General features: G+C 75.5%; 18 protein-coding genes. 9 read left to right on the top strand and 9 right to left on the bottom strand.

The genetic code is table 11. The annotated features are described in order from the left end of the window. Nucleotides 1-39: 39 nt before the first annotated feature. Nucleotides 40-2,784: an ATP-binding protein gene (locus tag AMK25_RS12875; RefSeq protein ID WP_073828579.1), complete on the top strand. Its 2,745-nt coding sequence runs from the start codon at nucleotides 40-42 to the stop codon at nucleotides 2,782-2,784. 4 nt (nucleotides 2,785-2,788) lie between these two features. On the opposite strand, the gene AMK25_RS12870 is transcribed toward AMK25_RS12875, so the two are convergent. Then, nucleotides 2,789-3,367, bottom strand: coding sequence for a TetR/AcrR family transcriptional regulator (locus AMK25_RS12870; RefSeq protein ID WP_073828578.1), 579 nt, complete (start codon nucleotides 3,365-3,367; stop codon nucleotides 2,789-2,791). Nucleotides 3,368-3,436: 69 nt separating this feature from the next. On the opposite strand from AMK25_RS12870, the gene AMK25_RS12865 reads away from it, so the two are divergent. Then, on the top strand, nucleotides 3,437-3,982 hold the full coding sequence (locus AMK25_RS12865) for a hypothetical protein (RefSeq protein ID WP_073828577.1): 546 nt from the start codon (nucleotides 3,437-3,439) through the stop codon (nucleotides 3,980-3,982). Nucleotides 3,983-4,012: 30 nt separating this feature from the next. On the opposite strand, the gene AMK25_RS12860 is transcribed toward AMK25_RS12865, so the two are convergent. The 4 genes from AMK25_RS12860 to AMK25_RS12845 form a co-directional block, all read right to left on the bottom strand. Beyond that, on the bottom strand, nucleotides 4,013-5,239 hold the full coding sequence (locus AMK25_RS12860; protein WP_073828576.1) for a low temperature requirement protein A: 1,227 nt from the start codon (nucleotides 5,237-5,239) through the stop codon (nucleotides 4,013-4,015). A gap of 157 nt (nucleotides 5,240-5,396) precedes the next feature. After that, nucleotides 5,397-6,206, bottom strand: a complete 810-nt coding sequence (locus AMK25_RS12855; RefSeq protein WP_073828575.1) for an SIR2 family NAD-dependent protein deacylase — start codon at nucleotides 6,204-6,206, stop codon at nucleotides 5,397-5,399. Then, nucleotides 6,203-6,490: a DUF1905 domain-containing protein gene (locus AMK25_RS12850; protein WP_073828574.1), complete on the bottom strand. Its 288-nt coding sequence runs from the start codon at nucleotides 6,488-6,490 to the stop codon at nucleotides 6,203-6,205. Before AMK25_RS12850 ends, AMK25_RS12855 begins: the two co-directional genes overlap by 4 nt. Nucleotides 6,491-6,494: 4 nt before the next feature. Continuing rightward, nucleotides 6,495-7,139, bottom strand: a complete 645-nt coding sequence (locus tag AMK25_RS12845) for a DUF998 domain-containing protein (RefSeq protein WP_073828573.1) — start codon at nucleotides 7,137-7,139, stop codon at nucleotides 6,495-6,497. 133 nt (nucleotides 7,140-7,272) lie between these two features. Between AMK25_RS12845 and AMK25_RS12840 the strand changes: the two genes are divergently transcribed. Together AMK25_RS12840 and AMK25_RS12835 are read left to right on the top strand one after the other, a co-directional pair. Then, complete coding sequence (locus tag AMK25_RS12840) at nucleotides 7,273-8,556, top strand: sensor histidine kinase (protein ID WP_073828572.1); 1,284 nt, start codon at nucleotides 7,273-7,275, stop codon at nucleotides 8,554-8,556. Next, nucleotides 8,544-9,203, top strand: a complete 660-nt coding sequence (locus AMK25_RS12835) for a response regulator transcription factor (RefSeq protein WP_073828571.1) — start codon at nucleotides 8,544-8,546, stop codon at nucleotides 9,201-9,203. Before AMK25_RS12840 ends, AMK25_RS12835 begins: the two co-directional genes overlap by 13 nt. 6 nt (nucleotides 9,204-9,209) lie before the next feature. Here the strand turns inward: AMK25_RS12835 and AMK25_RS12830 are convergent, their stop codons facing one another. Further along, a complete protein-coding gene (locus AMK25_RS12830; RefSeq protein WP_073828570.1) occupies nucleotides 9,210-9,632 on the bottom strand; it encodes an acyl-CoA thioesterase in 423 nt (140 codons plus the stop codon). Nucleotides 9,633-9,703: 71 nt separating this feature from the next. Here AMK25_RS12830 and AMK25_RS12825 point away from each other — a divergent pair, with 71 nt between their 5' ends. Continuing rightward, entirely contained in the window at nucleotides 9,704-10,447 is a 744-nt protein-coding gene (locus AMK25_RS12825; RefSeq protein ID WP_073828569.1) for an N-acetyltransferase, read from the top strand. Between the two features lie 4 nt (nucleotides 10,448-10,451). Here AMK25_RS12825 and AMK25_RS12820 read toward each other — a convergent pair whose 3' ends face one another. Next, a complete protein-coding gene (locus AMK25_RS12820; protein WP_030500037.1) occupies nucleotides 10,452-10,757 on the bottom strand; it encodes a DUF1330 domain-containing protein in 306 nt (101 codons plus the stop codon). A 165-nt stretch (nucleotides 10,758-10,922) separates the two neighbouring features. Here AMK25_RS12820 and AMK25_RS12815 point away from each other — a divergent pair, with 165 nt between their 5' ends. Together AMK25_RS12815 and AMK25_RS12810 are read left to right on the top strand one after the other, a co-directional pair. Continuing rightward, nucleotides 10,923-11,885 carry a hypothetical protein gene (locus tag AMK25_RS12815; RefSeq protein WP_073828568.1) on the top strand — a complete coding sequence of 321 codons (963 nt, stop codon included), beginning with the start codon at nucleotides 10,923-10,925 and terminating at the stop codon, nucleotides 11,883-11,885. A 40-nt stretch (nucleotides 11,886-11,925) separates the two neighbouring features. Further along, entirely contained in the window at nucleotides 11,926-12,258 is a 333-nt protein-coding gene (locus AMK25_RS12810) for a putative quinol monooxygenase (protein WP_073828567.1), read from the top strand. Here AMK25_RS12810 and AMK25_RS12805 read toward each other — a convergent pair. Then, nucleotides 12,191-13,147: a S1 family peptidase gene (locus AMK25_RS12805; protein WP_241826345.1), complete on the bottom strand. Its 957-nt coding sequence runs from the start codon at nucleotides 13,145-13,147 to the stop codon at nucleotides 12,191-12,193. The two genes, AMK25_RS12810 and AMK25_RS12805, sit on opposite strands and share 68 nt — an antisense overlap. 405 nt (nucleotides 13,148-13,552) lie before the next feature. On the opposite strand from AMK25_RS12805, the gene AMK25_RS12800 reads away from it, so the two are divergent. After that, nucleotides 13,553-15,013 (top strand): endo-1,4-beta-xylanase, encoded by a 1,461-nt coding sequence (locus AMK25_RS12800; RefSeq protein ID WP_073828566.1) that lies wholly within the window; start codon nucleotides 13,553-13,555, stop codon nucleotides 15,011-15,013. 116 nt (nucleotides 15,014-15,129) lie between these two features. Continuing rightward, complete coding sequence (locus tag AMK25_RS12795; RefSeq protein ID WP_073828565.1) at nucleotides 15,130-16,062, top strand: superoxide dismutase; 933 nt, start codon at nucleotides 15,130-15,132, stop codon at nucleotides 16,060-16,062. Between the two features lie 42 nt (nucleotides 16,063-16,104). On the opposite strand, the gene AMK25_RS12790 is transcribed toward AMK25_RS12795, so the two are convergent. Beyond that, on the bottom strand, nucleotides 16,105-17,679 hold the full coding sequence (locus AMK25_RS12790; protein WP_241826344.1) for a Na+/H+ antiporter: 1,575 nt from the start codon (nucleotides 17,677-17,679) through the stop codon (nucleotides 16,105-16,107). Nucleotides 17,680-17,694: the final 15 nt, after the last annotated feature.

Raw genomic sequence — 17,694 nt, 5'->3', positions numbered from 1 at the left:
ACGCTGGGTTCGCGGGCGCCGCTGTGCCACGATCCCGCCATGGACGCCGCACTGGTCGGCCGCGACGCGGTCGTCGAGCGGGTGTGGCGCGCCCTGGCGGCGGGCACTCCGGTGCTGCTCGACGGTCCCAGCGGCATCGGCAAGACGACGCTGTGGCGAGCCGTGCTCGACCACGCCCGGCGCACCGGCTGGCGGGTGCTGTCCGCCGCGCCCACCGAGGCCGAGACCGCGCTGCCGTACGCGGCGCTCGCCGACGTGCTCCGCCCGCTGGCCGACGCGCTGCCAGGGCTGCCGGCGCCGCAGCGGGCCGCGGCCGACATGGTGCTCCTGACCGGCGAGCACGACGGCGCGGCGGTCGACGAACGAGCAGTGGGCGCCGCCACCCGCACCCTGCTCGACACGGCGGTGACGGACGCGCCCCGGCTCCTGCTCGCCGTCGACGACCCGCAGTGGCTGGACCCGCCGAGCGCCCGGGCGCTGCGGTTCGCGCTGCGCCGCCTGTCCCGGTGGCCCGCCGTCCTGGCCACCCACCGCACCGGCGAGAACCCGCCGGCTCCGGTGCCGCTCGGGCTGGACGACGACCCGACCGGCCGGCACCCGCTGCTGCGCGCCGACGTACCGCCGCTGCCCGCGCCCGACCTGCACCGCATCCTGCAGGCCCGCCTCGGCGGCACGCTCAGCCGCCCGCTCGTCGAGCGGCTGGCGCGTGACGCGGACGGCAACCCGCTGCTCGCCGTCGAACTGGCCCGGGCGGTGCTGCGGCTGCCCCGCCCGCCCGCGCACGACGAAGACCTGCCCGTGCCGTCGTCGCTGCGCCGGTTGCTCGCCGAGACGCTGCGGACGCTGCCCGGCCCGAGCCGGGAGGCGGTGCGGCTGGCCGCGTTGCTGACCGTGCCGGACATGCGGGACCTGACGGCGGCGGGGACACCGCTCGGCGCGCTGGACGCGGCGGAGGACGCGGGGCTGGTCGTGGTCACGCCGAGCCGGATCAGCTTCGCGCACCCCCGGTACGCGGCAGCGGTCCGGGAGAGCATCCCGCCGGGGGCCCGGCGGCGGCTGCACGCGGTGCTCGCCCGCGCGGTCGCCGACCCGGACGAGCGGGCCCGGCAACTGGCCCGGTGCGCTGTGGCGCCGGACGCGGACGTCGCCGCCGACCTGGCCGCCGCGGCGGCCCGGCAGCGGATGCGCGGCGCGCCCGCGCTCGCCGCCGACTGGTACGCGCGGGCGGCCGAGCTGACCCCGCCGGCCGCGACCGCCGACCGCAACCGGCGTCGCCTGGACGCGGTGCAGTGCCGCATCGACAGCGGGGACTACGCGGCGGCCGGCCGGGCCGCCGAGGCCGCTGCCGCGGAGCTGGCCGGCGCCGAGCGGGGTGAGGCGCTGCTGCTGCGCGCGCTCGTTGCCTGGTGCGCCGACGACCTGGTCACCGCCGTGCGGGTGGCCGAGCAGGCGCTCGCCGCGGCCGGACCGGATGGGCACCTGGCCGGGCGGATCCACACGCACCTGACGATGTTCCACGACCGGCCGGAGACGGCGCGGGCGCACGCGCGGGCGGCGATCGCCCGGCTCTCCGACCGCGACGACCACCGCCCGCTGCTCACCGCCGCGCTGCTGCTGCTCTTCTTCCACGAGGTACGCGCCGGCGGAGAGGCGCCGACCGGGCTGCTCGACCGGGCGCTGGCGCTGGAGGCCGGTGAGCCGTCCTACCTGGCCGGTTCGGTGCCGGCGATCTGGTGGAAGGCCGTCGACGACCACGACCGGGCGCGGGCCCGGCTGCACCTGATGCTGGACCGGGCGGTGGCGCGCGGGGACGATCCGCTGCGGCACGAGGCGCTCACCCACCTCGGCGAGACGGAACTGCTGGCCGGGCGTTTCGCCGAGGCCGGTACGCACATCGCCGCCGCCCGCGACCTGGGTGAGCAGCTGGGCACGGGCCTGGTGGGCGAGAGCTGGCTGGCCGGCATGCTCGACGCGCACCGTGGCCGGCTGGCGCGGGCGGGCGCCGCCGCGGCCGGACTGCGCCGCGACGACGACCACGGCGACACGTGGAGCCGCCGGCTGCACCGCCAGCTCGCCGGGCTGGTGGCGCTCGCCTCGGGCGAGTGGGCCACGGCCGCGGCGGCGTACGGCTCGCTCGCTGCCGACCTGGACGGTTCGGGCATCGCCGAGCCGCTGGGGCAGCGGTTCGAGCCGGACTGGATCGAGGCGTGCGTGGGCGCCGGTGACCTGGACACCGCGCACGCGGCGCTGGACCGGCTGGCCCGCCGGCACGGGCGGCTGCCGCGACCGTGGACGACGCTCGGGCTGGCCCGCAGCCGGGTGCTGCTGGCCGGCGCGACGGGAGCGGACCCGGCCGAGGCGCTGGACGCGCTGGCGCAGGCCCGGGCCGCCGTGCCGGAGGCGGTGCTGCCGCTGGACCGGGCCCGCTGCCTGCTCGCCGCCGGCCGGGCGTACCGGCGGGTGCGTCGCCGGCGGGAGGCGCGGGCGGCGCTCGACGCGGCGGTGGCCGAGTTCGACGCCCTCGGCGCGTCCGCCTTCGCCGACCGGGCGCGGGCGGAGCTGGGCCGCATCGGCGCCCGCACCCCGGCCCCGACGACGCTCACCGCGACGGAGGAGCGGGTGGCCCGGCTCGCCGCCCGGGGGCAGACGAACCGGCTCATCGCCGACGCGCTCTACATCAGCCCGAAGACGGTCGAGGCGAACCTGGCCCGGGTCTACCGCAAGCTGGGCATCGCCAGCCGCGCCGAGCTGGGCGCGGCGATGGGCCGGCCGCCCGGGCAGTGACCGCTCAGGGCGCGGCGAACGTGTCCAGGTACGCGCCGAGCAGCTCGCGGGCACGCCCGGGCGGCATCCGCTCGGGGTGCGTCAGCGCGTGCAGCGCGAGCCCGTCGAGCAGGGCGTGCAGCCGCGCGGCGGCGCCGGGGTCGGGCACCGGTTCCCCGGTGAGGAGGCAGACCGCGAAGTCGACGGCGCGGCGGATGCCGTCGTCCGCCTCGGTCATCCGGGCCCGCGCGGCCGGGTCGGTCTGGGCGCGCGCGGCGAGCAGCAGCCACACCTCGGCCTCGCGGACGCGCTGGCGGTCCAGCGGCAGCAGGTGTTCCAGCACCCGCTGGGCGACCTCGCGCGGAGGGCCGGTCCGGTCGTCGGCGGCGATCCGCTCGGCCGCCTCGGCCTGCACGTGCTCCATGGCGAACACCAGCAGCTCGGTCTGGGTCGCGAAGTAGTGCCGCAGCGCGCTCGGTGACCAGCCCGCCTCGGCCGCGATGCTGCGCACGGTGGCGGCGCCGACGCCGTCGCGGTAGACGACCCGCCACATCGCCCGCGCCAGTTCGGCACGGCGCGCCTCGTGGTCGACGATCTTGGGCACGGGCCCCTCCGGACCTGGTTGACGGCCGCTGTTACGGTTATCGCACAGCGTACTAGAAAAGGAGGCCGCATGCTCGTGGCAGTGATCGTCGGGTGCGAGGTGGCGTTCTGGGTGGTCCTGCTCGCCGGACTGATCGCCCGGTACCCGCTGCGGCGACCCCGCCTCGGCGCCGCGCTGCTGATCGCCGTGCCGGTCGTCGACCTCGTCCTGCTGGCCGCCACGATGATCGACCTGCGCCGGGGCGCCACCGCCACGTTCGCCCACGGCCTCGCCGCCGCGTACCTCGGGTTCTCGGTGGCGTTCGGGCACAGCATGGTGCGCTGGGCCGACGAGCGGTTCGCGCACCGGTTCGCCGGCGGCCCTCCCCCGCGCCGGGCCCCGAAGTACGGGATGGCGCGGGCCCGGCACGAGTGGCGCGAGTGGGGCAAGGGCATGATCGGCTGGGCGGTCGCCTGCGCCGTGTTGCTGGCCGGCATCGCCGTGGTCGGCGACGGCGAGCGCACCGCCGAGCTGTGGGCCTGGGCCGGCCGGCTCAGCGTGGTGATGGCGGGCTGGCTGGTGTTCTGGCCGCTCGCGTACACCGTCTTCCCCAAGCGGGCGCCGCGCGACGCGTGACGCTCACCCGCCACGGCCGGTGATCCGGCCTCAGACCGGTTGATGCGCGTCGGTGACCGTCGACCGCCCGGCGGCGGACGGCTCACCGCGCCGATCGACGGCGATCGCGACCAGCAGCAGCCCGGCCAGCGCCGCCAGCGCCAGCGGTGGCGGCAGTACCGTCCCGAGCACGACCAGCGGCAACGCCGCACCGGCGACGGCCAGCCGGGCCGCTCCCACCGGCTGACCGGTCAGCCGCCGGAACAGCAGCCGTCCGGCCAGGTAGACGGCCGCGCCGCCGAACAGTGCCACCGCCGCCGAGCGGTTCAGCCGGGGCCCGGCCTCCGGGTCGGCGACGTGCTCCAGCACCTGTTCGACGCCGAGCGCCAGGTAGATGACCCCGGCGACGAGCAGCAGATGGGTCTGGCTGTAGGCGTCCGCGGCCATCCGATCCCGCCGCGCCGCCGGTGCGGCAGCGAGCGCCCGGGCCGCCGCCGGGGACGTGCGATGGAAGTAGAGCCACCAGAGGCAGACGGTCACCACGAAAGCGACGAGTGCCACGGCGAGGACCGGAGGCTCGGTGACGGCCGAGGCCGCGCCCACCCCCGCGGCCACCACCGACTCCCCCAGCGAGATGATCAGCACCAGGCCGTACCGCTCGGCGAAGTGCGTCGGGCTGCGCAGCGGCCAGGCGCCCCGGCGGGCGTACGACAGCCGTTGACCGGCCACCTCGACGGCGAAGCCCAGCACCCACAGCGCCGCGTGCGCGGCACCGTCCATCAGCGCGCCGAGCAGCAGCGGCACCCAGCCGACGGCGCTGACGAACGCGAAGAACCGGATCCGGGCGCGCAGTTCCGGGTCACCCGCCGCGGCCCAGTGGAACAGCGTCAGGTGCACCACGCGCAGCACCACGTAGGCCAGCACGACGATCAACGGCCCGTCCAGCCCCGGACCGGGCGTCCACGCCTGCGGCATGGCGAGCGCGGCAAGGAACAACGCGGCCATCGCGACCAGGAACCCGCCGCGCACCACTCCGACGTCGGCGGGCGTGTGGTTGCCCAACCAGGTGTACGACAGCCACGCCACCCAGAGCAGCACGAGCAGGAGCAGGCCCTTGGCCATCCCGGCCGGGGTCGGACGCGGCTCGATCAGCGCCATGATCCGGGTGAGCGCGAAGACGAAGACCAGGTCGAAGAAGATCTCGAAGGGGGTGACCCGGCGCTGGTCCGGCCCCGGCCGGGGCGCGCGCAGCCGCCCTCGCACCCGTTCGCGTCCCACGTCCGCCGCCCTCCGCCGGTCCACCTCCTGCGCCGACGGTAGGCGGCCCCGGACGGTTGAATCGGGTGATTCCCGCGATCACGCCCGGCTCGGTCCGCCGGACCGGTGCCCGCTGGGCGGCACGGCCGGGCTGTCGGGCCAGGCGGCGGCCGGCAGCTCAGCCGGCGTCGGCGTCCGGCCAGGCTGCGCGGACCAGCGCGGGCAGCATCTCGCCGGCCGGGCCGCGCAGGTTCACCGCGCAGATCGCGTCCAGCGGCGTCGGTACCGGGTTCACCTGCACCACGGGCGCGCCGAGACGGGCCGCCACGAGCGGGATCTCGGCGGCCGGGTGCACGAGCGCCGAGGTGCCCACTGTCAGCAGCAGATCGCAGCCGGAGGCCGCCTCGACCGCCGCGTCGAGTGCCGCCGACGGCAGCGCCTCGCCGAACCACACCACCCCGGGCCGCACCGGCGCGCCGCATCCGCCGCACGCCGGCGGGTCCAGAGGCCCGTCGTGCGGCTCCGGCGCGTCGTGCGGCTCTGGCGGATCGGCGGACGGCGGCGGGTCGGACGGCAGCGGCGCGGGGCGTGCGCAGGCCGAGCAGCGGGGCGCGAACAGGCTGCCGTGCAGGCGTACCGGGGCGGCGACGCCGCCGCGCTCGTGCAGGTCGTCGACGTTCTGCGTGATCACCACCGTCTCCGGCAGCCGGGCGGCGATCGCCGCGACCGCCCGGTGCCCCGGATTCGGGCGGGCCCGGCGCACCCCGCGCCGCCGTGCCTCGTACCAGCCCCAGACCAGCGCCGGGTCGGCCCGGAACGCCGCCGGGGTCGCCAGCTCCTGCGGGTCGTACCGCTGCCAGAGCCCGGTCTGGGCGTCCCGGAACGTCGGCACGCCGCTCTCGGCGGACATGCCGGCGCCGGTGAAGACCACCGGCCGCCGCGCGGCGGCAAGCAGCCGGCCCGCCTCGGCCAGCTCCGGCCCGGTCACACGTCCACCGTCAGCCGCACGTCGACCCGGTCACCCAGCTCGATGCCCTCGGCCCGGCGCGCCGCGACCCGCAGCGGCACCACGTACCGTCCGTCCTTCGGCCACAGCGACGTCCGCCAGTCGGTGCCGCCGATGCTCACCGTCACCGGGATCATGCCCCAGCCGTACGTGACCGACGCCGAGGCGGCCTCGATCGCCGCGCTCCGCTCGTCGGGCACCGTGACGAAGTGGTACGGCGCCGGGCCGCGCCAGAACCACACCTCGCCGCTGAACGCCAGCTCCATCCGGTCAGGATAGGGGCCGGGACCGACGTGACCACAGCAGCCGGAGCCCGGCCGCCGTCACCCAGGCGAACAGCGGGAACACGGCGACGCGTTCCATGCCGCCCACGCCGATGCCGGCGTCCACCCGGGACAGGAACAGCACGGTGCCGGCCAGCCCGAGCAGGCCCAGGACCGCGCTGACGGTCCGCAGCCCGCGCAGCAGCGGCGACCGCCCGGCGAACGCGGCGGCGAGCATCGCGGTGTTGCCGAACACGAAGACCAGCAGCGCGCCGAGCACGTGCAGGTTCTCGTCCACATCGGCCGGGTAGAGGCCGGCCAGCACGTACCCGGACCCGGCGGCCACTGTCGACGCGACGGCGACGGCCGCGGCGCGGCCCGGGCGCAGCGCCCGATGTGCGAGCAACGCGCCGAGCGCGAGCAGCAGCCCGGCGCCGACGAACACGGCGTTCATGGCCGGGTGCCACGGCGAGCAGACCGGGCGCGGTCGGCTGGTGTCCCACACGCCGCAGGTCACGTTGCCGAGGTCGCTGATGTTGTGCTCGGCCCAGCTGAACCCGGGCTGCTCCCAGGCCAGGCCGACGAGGACGTTGGCGGTCAGGAACGACACGGCGGCGAGCAGCCAGCATGCGCCCGCGAGGCGGTTTCTCATCCGCCGAGTGCACCGTCTCGGGGCGGCCCGGCGCACGGGGGGTGGCGGGCCGGTTCGGGGTAGGGCCAGACCTACCCGGAGCGCGGGGTCCAGCGGGCTGGGCCGGGCGGCGGGGCCTGGCTAGCGTCGGGCCATGACAGTTGATCACGGGCTGGCCGTTGCGTTGCGCCGCCGCCGCTACCTGCTCTCCGCGTGGCCGTGGCGGGCCCTGGCGTACGCCGTCACGACCCTGCCCCTGGCCGGCGCGACGGCGGTCGGGGCGGCGGTGGTCGCCGCGCCGCTGCTGCTGGTCGTCAGCGCGCTGCGGCGGGGCCGCCCGGTCGACGCCGGGGTGCTGGCGGTGCTGGCCGTGGTGGCACTGGTGGTGGTGGCGCTCGCCCCGCTGGCTGGCGCGCCGGTGGCGGCGGTCGAGCGGTGGCGCCTCGGCCTGGTCGACGACCGTCCGGTGACCGCGCCGAGGTGGCGGGGACTCGTCGCCCGTTTCACCACCGCCACCGGATGGCGGGAGGGCGCGTACCTGGCCGTGCTGGGGGTGGCGGTGCCGCTGGCGTACGGGATGTTCGGCCTGCTCGTGCTGCTGGACGTGGCGCTCGTCGCCGGTCCGTGGCTGGCCGGCGGCGAGGACCGGATCGTGCTGGTCTGGGCCACCGTCGACTCCCCGGCCGAGGCGGTCCCGTACGCGCTCGCCGGTCTGCTGGCCGTCCCAGCACTGGTCTACCTGGCCGGGCTGCTGGTCGCGGCCCAGGCGGCGGTGGCCCGCCGGCTGCTCGACGACGCGCCCGGCGGCGCGGCCCTGCGCGAGGTGACCCGGTCGCGCGCCCGCCTGGTGGGCGCCTACGAGGCGGAGCGGCGCCGCATCGAGCGGGACATGCACGACGGCGCGCAGCCGCGCCTGACCGCCCTGACGCTTCAGCTCGGGTTGGCCCGCCTCGACGTGCCGGACGACTCCCCGGCGGCGAAGCCGCTCGCGGTGGCGCACGAGCAGGCCAAGGAGCTGATGGTGACGTTGCGCGGGATCGTCCAGGGCATCCGCCCGCAGCAGCTCACCGAACTCGGCCTGGCCGGGGCGGTCGGCGAGCTGGCCGCGCGGTCGGTCGTACCGGTCACCGTGCGCGCGGACCTGACCCGCCCGGTGCCCGACCTGGTGGAGACCACCGCCTGGTACGTGGTCTCCGAGACGCTCGGCAACGTCGCCCGGCACGCCGGGGCCGGCCGGGCGCAGGTGCGGCTGACCCGCGACGACCGGCGGCTGGTGGTGGAGGTGCGCGACGACGGCCGGGGCGGCGCCGACCCGGCGCGCGGCACCGGCCTGACCGGGCTCGCGGACCGGGTGGCGGCGGTGGACGGGCGGCTGCTGCTGTCCAGCCCGCCCGGCGGGCCTACCCTCGTCCGGGTGGAGCTGCCGTGCCGTCCGTGATCCGGGTCGTCCTCGCCGAGGACGAGGTGCTGCTGCGGGAGGGCCTGGTCGGTGTACTGACCCGGTTCGGCTTCGCGGTGGACGCCGCCGTCGGCTCCGCCCCGGAGCTGCTCGACGCGGTCCGCACGCACCGGCCCGACCTGCTGGTGACCGACATCCGGATGCCGCCGCAGCACCGCGACGACGGCCTGCGCGCCGCGGTCACGCTACGCGCGGAACGCCCGGACCTCGCCGTGGTGGTGCTGAGCCAGCACGTGCAGAGCGGGTACGCCGCAGCGCTGCTCGACAGCGGTGACGGCAACCGTTTCGGCTACCTGCTCAAGGACCGGGTGGCCGACGTCGCGGAGTTCGCCGGCACGCTGCGCCGGGTGGCGGCCGGCGGCACCGCCGTCGACCCGGACGTGGTGCGGCACCTGCTGCGCCGCCCCCGTGACCCGCTCGCCGCGCTGTCCCCCCGTGAGCGGGAGGTGCTGGGGCTGGTCGCCGAGGGCCACTCCAACAGCGCGATCGCGGCGCGGCTGTACGTCACCGAGGCGGCCGTCGGCAAGCACGTGGGCAACATCCTGGCCAAGCTCGGCCTGCCGCCGGACGAGGACACCAACCGCCGGGTGCTGGCGGTGCTCGCCTACCTGCGCGCGGAGAGTTGACCGGCGCTACAGGCTCATCGGCACGGGGTCCGTGGCCAGCGCCCGGAACCGCTCGCGCGGGTCGGGCACCAGCCGCCGCTCGGCCAGGTCGAGCAGGCCGCCGACGCCGCTGACCGAGGCGACCGGCGTGCCGTCCGCGCGGGTGAACTCCTGGCTGATCCGGAACGTCTTGCCCTCGCCCCAGTGGAACTCGCAGGTCACGTCGACCTCGTCGCCGCCGCGCAGCTCCCGCAGGTAGCGCACCGTCACCTCCAGCGCGACCGGCCCGACACCGCCGGCGAGCAGCCGGTCCTGGCCGACGCCGGACGCGCGCAGGCACTCCCAGCGGGCGTGCTCGGCGTACTGGAGGTAGACCGCCTGGTTGAGGTGCCCCTGCGTGTCGAGTTCGTAGCCGCGCACGGTGACGCGTACCCGGAACGGATCTGCCATGGCGGCAGCCTAACCAGCGGCGCCGACAAATCGGCGTGCGGTCCGGGCCGCGCGGCTCTAGCCTGCCCGGCGTGACTCTGGAGATCGTGACCCTGGCCGATCGGCCCGACCTGGCGCCGCTGCTCGACGCCGACTTCGACGGCGCCTGGCCGCCGTTCATGCTCTGGGACCCGATGGGCGCGCTCTACTACGGCGTCGCGCACGACCTCTACCCGGAGTTCGTCTTCGCCGCCGTCGACCCGGCCGAGCCGGGCCGGGCCGTCGCCCGGGGGTACGCGGCGCCGCTGCGCTGGACCGACGACGAGCTGCCCGACGGCGGCTGGGACCGGATGATCCAGCGGGCCACGCTCGGCCGCCTCACCGGGTCCACCCCCAACCTGGTGTCCGCGCTGGAGATCTGCGTGCGCCCGGACCGGCGCGGCGGCGGCGTGTCCGGGCTGATGCTCGACGCCATGCGCGCCGCGGTGGCCCGCGCCGGGTTCGACACGCTGGTGGCGCCGGTGCGCCCGAACGGCAAGGCCGCCGCCCCGGACGTGCCGATGACCGAGTACGCGGCCCGGCGCCGCCCGGACGGGCTGCCGGCCGACCCGTGGCTGCGGGTGCACGTACGGGCCGGCGGGGTGATCGAGCGGGTCGCGCCCCGGTCGATGACGGTGACCGGCACGCTCGCGGACTGGCGGCGCTGGACCGGGCTGCCGTTCGACACCTCCGGGCCGGTGCGGGTGCCGGGCGCGTTGACGCCGGTGCTCGTCGACGTCGACCACGACCACGCCGCGTACGTGGAGCCCAACGTGTGGGTGCGCCACCGCCTCTGACCGGTCAGGCCGGCCAGGCGTGACCGATCCCGTCGAGCAGCAGGACCACGCCCTCGGTGGCCGCCTCCCGGTCCCGGGAGATCTCCCGGTACTCCGGCGAGGTGGACCAGCGCTCGAAGTCCTCCCGGCTGTCGAACGACAGCAGAACCGCCTTCTGGTGCGGCCACTCCCCCTCGACCACGCGCGGGCTGGTGTCGGCGGCGAGCAGCCGCCCGCCGTAGCGGGCCAGCACCGGCGGGAAGGCGGCGGCGTACCTGTCGTAGCGAGCCCGGTCGTGGATGGTGAGCTGCGCGAGGGCGTAGACGGTCACCGGCTCAGGTTACCGATCGCCCGAGCGCTCCGGCCTCGTCCGTCGGGCCGGATCCCGCGCCGTCGCGAGCCGGGTCAACTGTCCGGTGTGCTCTAGCCATTATGGCCCTGACCTGCGAATACTTATAGCAGATTCGCGTGGCGTGGGGGAAAGAGGTGGGGCGCGATGATCGAACAGGAGACCCAGCCGGAGGCCATACCCGAGCCCCGGAACACGCCGGAGGGCCGGCGGGAGCGGTCCACCGCGTCCGTTCCCAGCGCGGTGTGGCAGGTCCGCGTCCGCACCAAGCTCGACGACCTGTACCAGCAGCTCGCCGCGCTGTCCGCCCGCGACCCCGAGCTGGTCGCGGGGCTGCGCGCGCAACTGTCCGGGGTGGAGGCGGTGCTCGGGCGCAGCGGCGTGGTCGAGTGGCTGCGCGGCGGCAACCTGGAGTACGCGTGGCAGACGATCCACTCGGTGGAGCGGGCCATGGTGGCGCTGCGCAGTTCGGACGAGCTGACCGGGCTGCTGCCCGCGTACCGCAGCGCGGCGGCGCAGGTGCTGCCGGCCGACGACAAGGTGCTCACCGACCTCGACTCCGCGACCGGCGGCGTGCCCGTGGAGTTGCTGCGCGCCCGGGTGCAGGCGCTGCTGCTTCGCTACCACTCCGCGTCCGACGAGTTCCACGAGTCGGCGCGGCGGCTGCGCAACCGGATGCTCGGGCTGTCGGTGTTCGCGCTGCTGGCGGAGGTCCTCGTGGTGCTGGTGCAGTGGCGCACCCACGACCTGCGGCTGCTGGAGGCGCCGACCGACGCCGGTGGCGTGCCCGCCTGGCGGCTGCTGTTCTTCGTGCTGATCGCCGGGGCGCTCGGTGCGTTCCTCAGCGCGCTGCCCTCGATGATCACCTCCCGGTCCGGCGGGCTGCCCTACAAGCTGCCGTTCCAGCAGGGGCTGCTGAAGCTCGCGATCGGCCCGCTGGTGGCGGTGGTCGGCATCATGCTGGTCATCGGCGGCCTGGTGGAGACCAGTGTGAGCAGCACCGCCGCGCTGCTGGGCCTGGCCATCGTGTTCGGTGCCGGGCAGCAGGCGGTCACCGCGTTCGCCGACCGGCGGGCGGCCGAACTGCTCGGCCCGGCGGCCAAGAGCTGATCGGGCGCGGGTCACCACCGGCCCTGGGTAGCCTGATCCCATGATCTTCATTACCGCCAAGTTCCGGGTCCGCCCGGAGGACGCCGACAACTGGCCGCGGATCGCCGCCGACTTCACCGCCGCGACCCGGGCCGAGCCCGGCTGCCTGTGGTTCGACTGGTCGCGCAGCCTGGACGACCCGACCGAGTACGTGCTGGTCGAGGCGTTCCGCGACGACGAGGCGGGCGCGGCGCACGTGCAGTCGGAGCACTTCCGGACCGCCCAGCGCACGCTGCCGCCGCACCTGGCCGAGACGCCCCGGATCGTCAACGTGACGGTGCCGCAGCAGGACTGGTCGCGCCTGGGCGAGATGGCCGTACCCGGCGACGCCTGACCGGACGGCGCGGCCCGGGAACGCGCGGGCGGCGCGGCGCGCCGGTCAGGGGGATCGTCAGGCCGTACGCGGCGAGGATCTCCAGGATCGGCTGGTAGTAGCTGGTGCCGCCGCTGGCGCAGTTGCCGCTGCCGCCGGAGAGGACGCCGATGACGGTGCCGGTCGCGGCCACGTAGAGCGGGCCGCCGCTGTCGCCCGGCTCGGCGCAGATGTTCGTGCGGATGAGCCCGGTGACGCTGCCCTCGGCGTAGTTGACAGTCGCGTTCAGCCCGGTGACCGAGCCGCACCGCACGCCAGTGGTGGCGCCGCTGCGGCAGACCGCCTGCCCGACGTACGCGCTGCCGGCGGCGGTGACGGTGACCTGCCCCGGGTAGGTGTGGATCGCGCTCGGGTAGGCGACGGTCCCGGTGTAGCGGACCACGCCGTAGTCGTTGCCGGGGAAGCTGCTTCCGGTCCGGCTGCCCAGCACCGTGGTGCGGGCGCTGTCGGTGTACCAGGTGGCGGCGAGGCGGGTGCAGTGCCCGGCGGTGACGAAGTACCAGGTGGCGCCGCTGCGCACGTTCGCGCCCAGTGAGCAGCGCCCGCTGCCGCCGTAGATCGCCTGGCCGCCGGCGATGAGCGTGCGCAGCCGCCCGGGTTCGTGGCGCAGGACCGCGCCGGCCCGGTCGGCCGTGCGGCGCAACGCGGACAGTTCGCTGCCGCGTACCGTGTCGTCGGCGGTGACGGTGAGCCGGCCGGTGGCCGGGTCGTGTCCCCAGGCGGTGCCGGGTGTGCGGATCCCGGCGAGCACGGCGGGTCCGGCCGGCGCGGCGACGCCGGCGCGGGCGACCGCCGGGGTGCCGGCCAGCAGGGCGGCGAGGGCAAGTGCGACGAGCGAGGGCCGGCGCATCCGGAGGACCCCTTCCATCGTCTACGGTCGATTCACCAAGCATCGGCCCGGGGACGCGATCCACTCAAGCGGCAGTCACCGTCGTCGGCCCGCGCGCGAGCAGCTCGCCCCGAAACTTCCGGAGCCGCGCCGGGCGGCGCAGCCATGCCCGCACACCGCCCCCGCCCGGGGTTTCACCTCTCCACCCCGGCACCGGGCGCCGGCAGGTCGGCGCATCGAGGTGATTAAGTTTTCGGAACGCTTCCGGTAGGCTCCGGGCAGAGATTCGCTTCGATCCACTCACGATGTGCCGGGGAGTCACTCCCTGACCTGACGCGGCCACCGGGCGGCCGCGCGGAGCCGACATCGTGGCGGGCGGTGGCCGGAGCGATCCGATCCCTTTGACAGGCTAGGAGAGGCGTTCAGATGGACAAGTTGCTCGCCCGCGGCAGCGGGAGCGCGGCAGCCCGGTCACGCCCGCGGACCGCTGTGGTCGCGATGGTGGCGGGGGCCGCGGTGGTCGCCGCCACGATAGCGGTGGCGACCAGCGCCAGCGCCGGCACGACGCTCGGCGCGTCGGCGGCGGAGCAGGGCCGCTACTTCGGCACGGCGGTGGCGGTGAACAAGCTGTCCGACAGCACGTACGTCGGCATCCTGAACCGCGAGTTCAACATGGTCACCGCCGAGAACGAGATGAAGTGGGACGCCACCGAGCCGTCCCGGAACCAGTTCAACTTCAGCGCCGGCGACCGGCTCGTCGCGCACGCTCAGGCCAACGGCATGCGGGTACGCGGCCACGCGCTGCTCTGGCACCAGCAGCAGCCCGGCTGGACGGGAAGCCTGTCCGGCAGCGCGCTGCGCGACGCGATGATCAACCACGTCACCCAGGTCGCCACCCACTACCGAGGCAAGATCCACTCCTGGGACGTGGTGAACGAGGCGTTCGACGACGGCAACAGCGGCGCCCGGCGCAACTCGAACCTCCAGCAGACCGGCAACGACTGGATCGAGGCCGCGTTCCGGGCCGCCCGCGCCGCCGACCCCGGCGCCAAGCTCTGCTACAACGACTACAACATCGACAACTGGAGCTGGGCCAAGACCCAGGGCGTCTACAACATGGTGCGGGACTTCAAGTCCCGCGGCGTGCCGATCGACTGCGTCGGCCTCCAGTCGCACTTCAACAGCGGGTCGCCGTACCCGAGCAACTACCGCACCACGCTGCAGAACTTCGCCGCGCTCGGCGTCGACGTGCAGATCACCGAGCTGGACATCGAGGGCTCCGGCAGCGGCCAGGCCACCTCGTACGGCAACGTGACCCGGGACTGCCTGGCCGTGGCGCGGTGCAACGGCATCACCGTGTGGGGCATCCGCGACACCGACTCCTGGCGGGCCAGCGGCACCCCGCTGCTGTTCGACGGCAGCGGCAACAAGAAGCAGGCGTACACCGCCGTGCTGAACGCGCTCAACGAGGGCGGCACCCCGCCGCCCACGACCGCGCCGCCGACCAGCACCCCGCCCACCTCGACCCCGCCCACCTCGACCCCGCCCACCTCGACCCCGCCCACCTCGACGCCGCCGACGACTCCCCCGCCGACCGGCGCCTGCACCGCCACGATCACCACCAACCAGTGGCCGGGCGGCTTCGTCACCAACGTCCGCATCACCGCGGGCTCCAGCGGGCTCAACGGCTGGGCCGTGTCGCTGACCGTGCCGTCGGGCTCGGCGGTCACGAACACCTGGAGCGCCCAGGCCAGCGGCACCAGCGGTGCGGTGACCTTCCGCAACGTGGACTACAACCGCCAGGTCGGTGCCGGTGGCACCACCGAGTTCGGATTCCAGGGCACGGGTACCGCGCCCTCCGGCACGCCGACCTGCGCGGCGGGCTGACCGTCGGCGCGACCCGGCACGGGAGCACCGTGCCGGGTCGCGTCCCCGGCGGACATCGGCCCGCGACCGTACAGTGGGGTGGGTCCTGTCCCACCGCCATCGCCGGAAGGACCACAGTGAACCGACGCATCAGGACCGCCCTCGGCGTCGCCCTGACCGCCACCCTCGTGACCACCGCCGCCCCGGCGCCCGCCGCCGCCCACGACCGCCGCCCGAGCGTCATCGCGCTGCCGGACGGCTTCGCGCCGGAGGGCGTCGCCACCGCCGGCCGGTACGCCTGGTTCGGGTCGCGGGCCACCGGTGAGATCTACCGCGCCGACCTGATCACCGGGGCGGGCAAGCAGGTCAGCCCCGCCACCGGCACCCCGTCGCTCGGCCTGAAGGTCGACGCACGGGGCCGGCTCTTCGTCGCCGGCGGCACCGCCGGGGACGCCCGGGTCATCGACACCCGCACCGGCGCCGTGCTCGCGAGCTACCGGTTCGCCGAGGCGCCGACGTTCGTCAACGACGTGACGCTCACCCGCGACGCCGCCTGGTTCACCGACTCGAACCGGCCGGTGCTCTACCGCCTGCCGCTCGGACGCGGCGGCACGCTGCCGCCCGCCGACGGGTTCACCACGCTGCCGCTGACCGGCGACTTCCAGCAGACCGGCACCGGCGTCAACCTCAACGGCATCGCGCCCACACCGGACGGGCGCGCGCTGATCGTCGTGCAGTCGAACACCGGCACCCTGTTCCGGGTGGACCTGGCCACCGGCGTCACCACCGCCGTCGAGGTGCCGGGCGCCACCTTCCTCAACGGCGACGGCCTGCTGCTGCTCGGCCGCACGCTGTACGTGGTGCAGAATTTCCTCAACCAGGTCGCCGTGGTCGACCTGAACCGCTCCGGCACGGCCGGCGTCGCGCGCGGCGTCATCACCGACCCGGGCTTCGACGTGCCGACCACCGTGGCCGCCGCGCTCGGCCGGCTCTACCTGCCGAACGGCCGGTTCACCACCCCGCCGACGCCGACCACCCCGTACACGGTCGTCGCTGTCGACGCGCGCTGAGCCACCCCGGCCGCCACCCCGTCCGGGTGGCGGCCGGCCGGCTCACTCCTCCATCTCCGGCCCGAGCAACCGGATCTCCTCGATGTCGATGGCCGCCTGGAGCTGCCGCAGCACCGCGTCGTCGATCTGCCTGGTGTTGCGCAGCCGGGTGATCTCCTGCCGCTTGTGGTCCAGCACCCGCAGCCGCAGCCGGCGGGCCATCTCCCGCTCCCCCTCCGCGTCCTCGCCGCCCGGGTCACGAACGTCGGCCAGGTGGTCCTCGTAGTCGGCGCGCAGCCGGTCCACGGTGTCCTGGGTGGCGCCCACGTCGCTGGCGGCCCGCGGCAGCGCCTCCAGGGCGGCCTCGGTGGCCCGGATCCGGGCCCAGCGCACCTCCTCGTCCCGTTCCCGGTCGCCGTTCAGGCCGGCCCAGCCCACGACGGCCGGCAGCGTCGTGCCCTGCACCAGCATGATCAGCACGATCACCACGACGGTGACGAAGATGATCAGGTCGCGTTCGCGCACCGGGGTGCCGTCGTGCATGGTGACCGGCACGGCGAGCGCCGCGGCGAGCGAGACGGCGCCGCGGAACCCGGCCCAGCCCACAGCGGTACGCATCCGGAAGTCGAAGTGCCGCGCCCGGCTCGACTCGCGGCGGTCCACCCGTTGCAGCACCGACACCGACAGGTGCACCCAGACCAGCCGGATGGCCACCACGACCGCCGCGACGAGCACCGCGATGCCGAGCGAGGCGGTCGGCGAGTGGCTGGTGATGCCGCGCAGCGAGCGGGGCACCTGCGTGCCGAGCAGCACGAAGAGGCCGCCGTTGACCATGAAGGTGGACAGGTCCCAGAACGCGAACGCGGTGACCCGGGAGCGGGCCCGGATCACCCGGGGCGCGGCGTAGGACAGCACCAGCCCGGACACGACGACCGCCAGCACACCGCTGGCGTGCACCGCGTCGGCGAGCAGGAACGCGACGAACGGGGTGAGGATGCTCAGCCCGCCCTCGCGCATCGGGTCGTCCACGTGCTTGCGGATCAGCACCACGACCGCGCCGACGAGCAGGCCCGCGGCCACCCCGCCGGCCGACTTGCCGACGAACTCGCCGGTGAGCAACAGCGGCCCGGGCACCGTCCCGCCCGCGACCACGCCCGCCGCCACGGCGAAGAGCACGAGCGCCGTACCGTCGTTGACCAGGCTCTCCGCGCGCAGCGTGGTGAGGATGCCGCGCGGCATCCGTTTGGCCAGGCCGGCCACGGCGGCGGCGTCGGTGGGCGCCAGGACCGCGCCGAGCACCCAGGCGGAGGCCGCCGCCACGCCGAGCGCCTGCGCGGTGAACGCGACAGCGGCCATCGTGACGATCACCAGCACGACGGCGAGGCCGATGATCACGACCAGGTTGGCCCGGATCTCGCGCAGGCTGATGACCAGGCTCTCCCGGTAGAGGATCGCCGGGAGGAACAGCACCAGCACGACCTCGGGTTCGAGGATCAGGTTGTCGAACGGCGGCAGCAGGCCGATCAGCGCGCCCAGGGCGATCAGCAGGACGGGCGGCGCGACACTGTAGCGACCGCCGATCGTGGTGCCGACGAGCACTGTCGCGCCGAGCACCGTGATCAGCAGGAGTGCTTCCACGCCGTACCCCCGTCA

This window comes from Micromonospora sp. TSRI0369 (genome assembly GCF_001905625.1).
GTDB lineage: Bacteria > Actinomycetota > Actinomycetes > Mycobacteriales > Micromonosporaceae > Micromonospora > Micromonospora echinospora_A.
The sequence above is the reverse complement of the archived record's forward strand: the minus strand, read 5'-3'. Positions and strand labels throughout refer to the sequence as shown.

Bases quoted from the DNA above. Each gene is read 5' to 3' on its own strand.
- AMK25_RS12875 (WP_073828579.1), top strand. From the start codon at position 40: ATGGACGCCGCACTGGTCGGCCGCGACGCGGTCGTCGAGCGGGTGTGG.
- AMK25_RS12865 (WP_073828577.1), top strand. From the start codon at position 3,437: ATGCTCGTGGCAGTGATCGTCGGGTGCGAGGTGGCGTTCTGGGTGGTC.
- AMK25_RS12850 (WP_073828574.1), bottom strand. From the start codon at position 6,490: ATGGAGCTGGCGTTCAGCGGCGAGGTGTGGTTCTGGCGCGGCCCGGCG.
- AMK25_RS12845 (WP_073828573.1), bottom strand. From the start codon at position 7,139: ATGAGAAACCGCCTCGCGGGCGCATGCTGGCTGCTCGCCGCCGTGTCG.
- AMK25_RS12840 (WP_073828572.1), top strand. From the start codon at position 7,273: ATGACAGTTGATCACGGGCTGGCCGTTGCGTTGCGCCGCCGCCGCTAC.
- AMK25_RS12830 (WP_073828570.1), bottom strand. From the start codon at position 9,632: ATGGCAGATCCGTTCCGGGTACGCGTCACCGTGCGCGGCTACGAACTC.
- AMK25_RS12815 (WP_073828568.1), top strand. From the start codon at position 10,923: ATGATCGAACAGGAGACCCAGCCGGAGGCCATACCCGAGCCCCGGAAC.
- AMK25_RS12810 (WP_073828567.1), top strand. From the start codon at position 11,926: ATGATCTTCATTACCGCCAAGTTCCGGGTCCGCCCGGAGGACGCCGAC.
- AMK25_RS12805 (WP_241826345.1), bottom strand. From the start codon at position 13,147: ATGCGCCGGCCCTCGCTCGTCGCACTTGCCCTCGCCGCCCTGCTGGCC.
- AMK25_RS12800 (WP_073828566.1), top strand. From the start codon at position 13,553: ATGGACAAGTTGCTCGCCCGCGGCAGCGGGAGCGCGGCAGCCCGGTCA.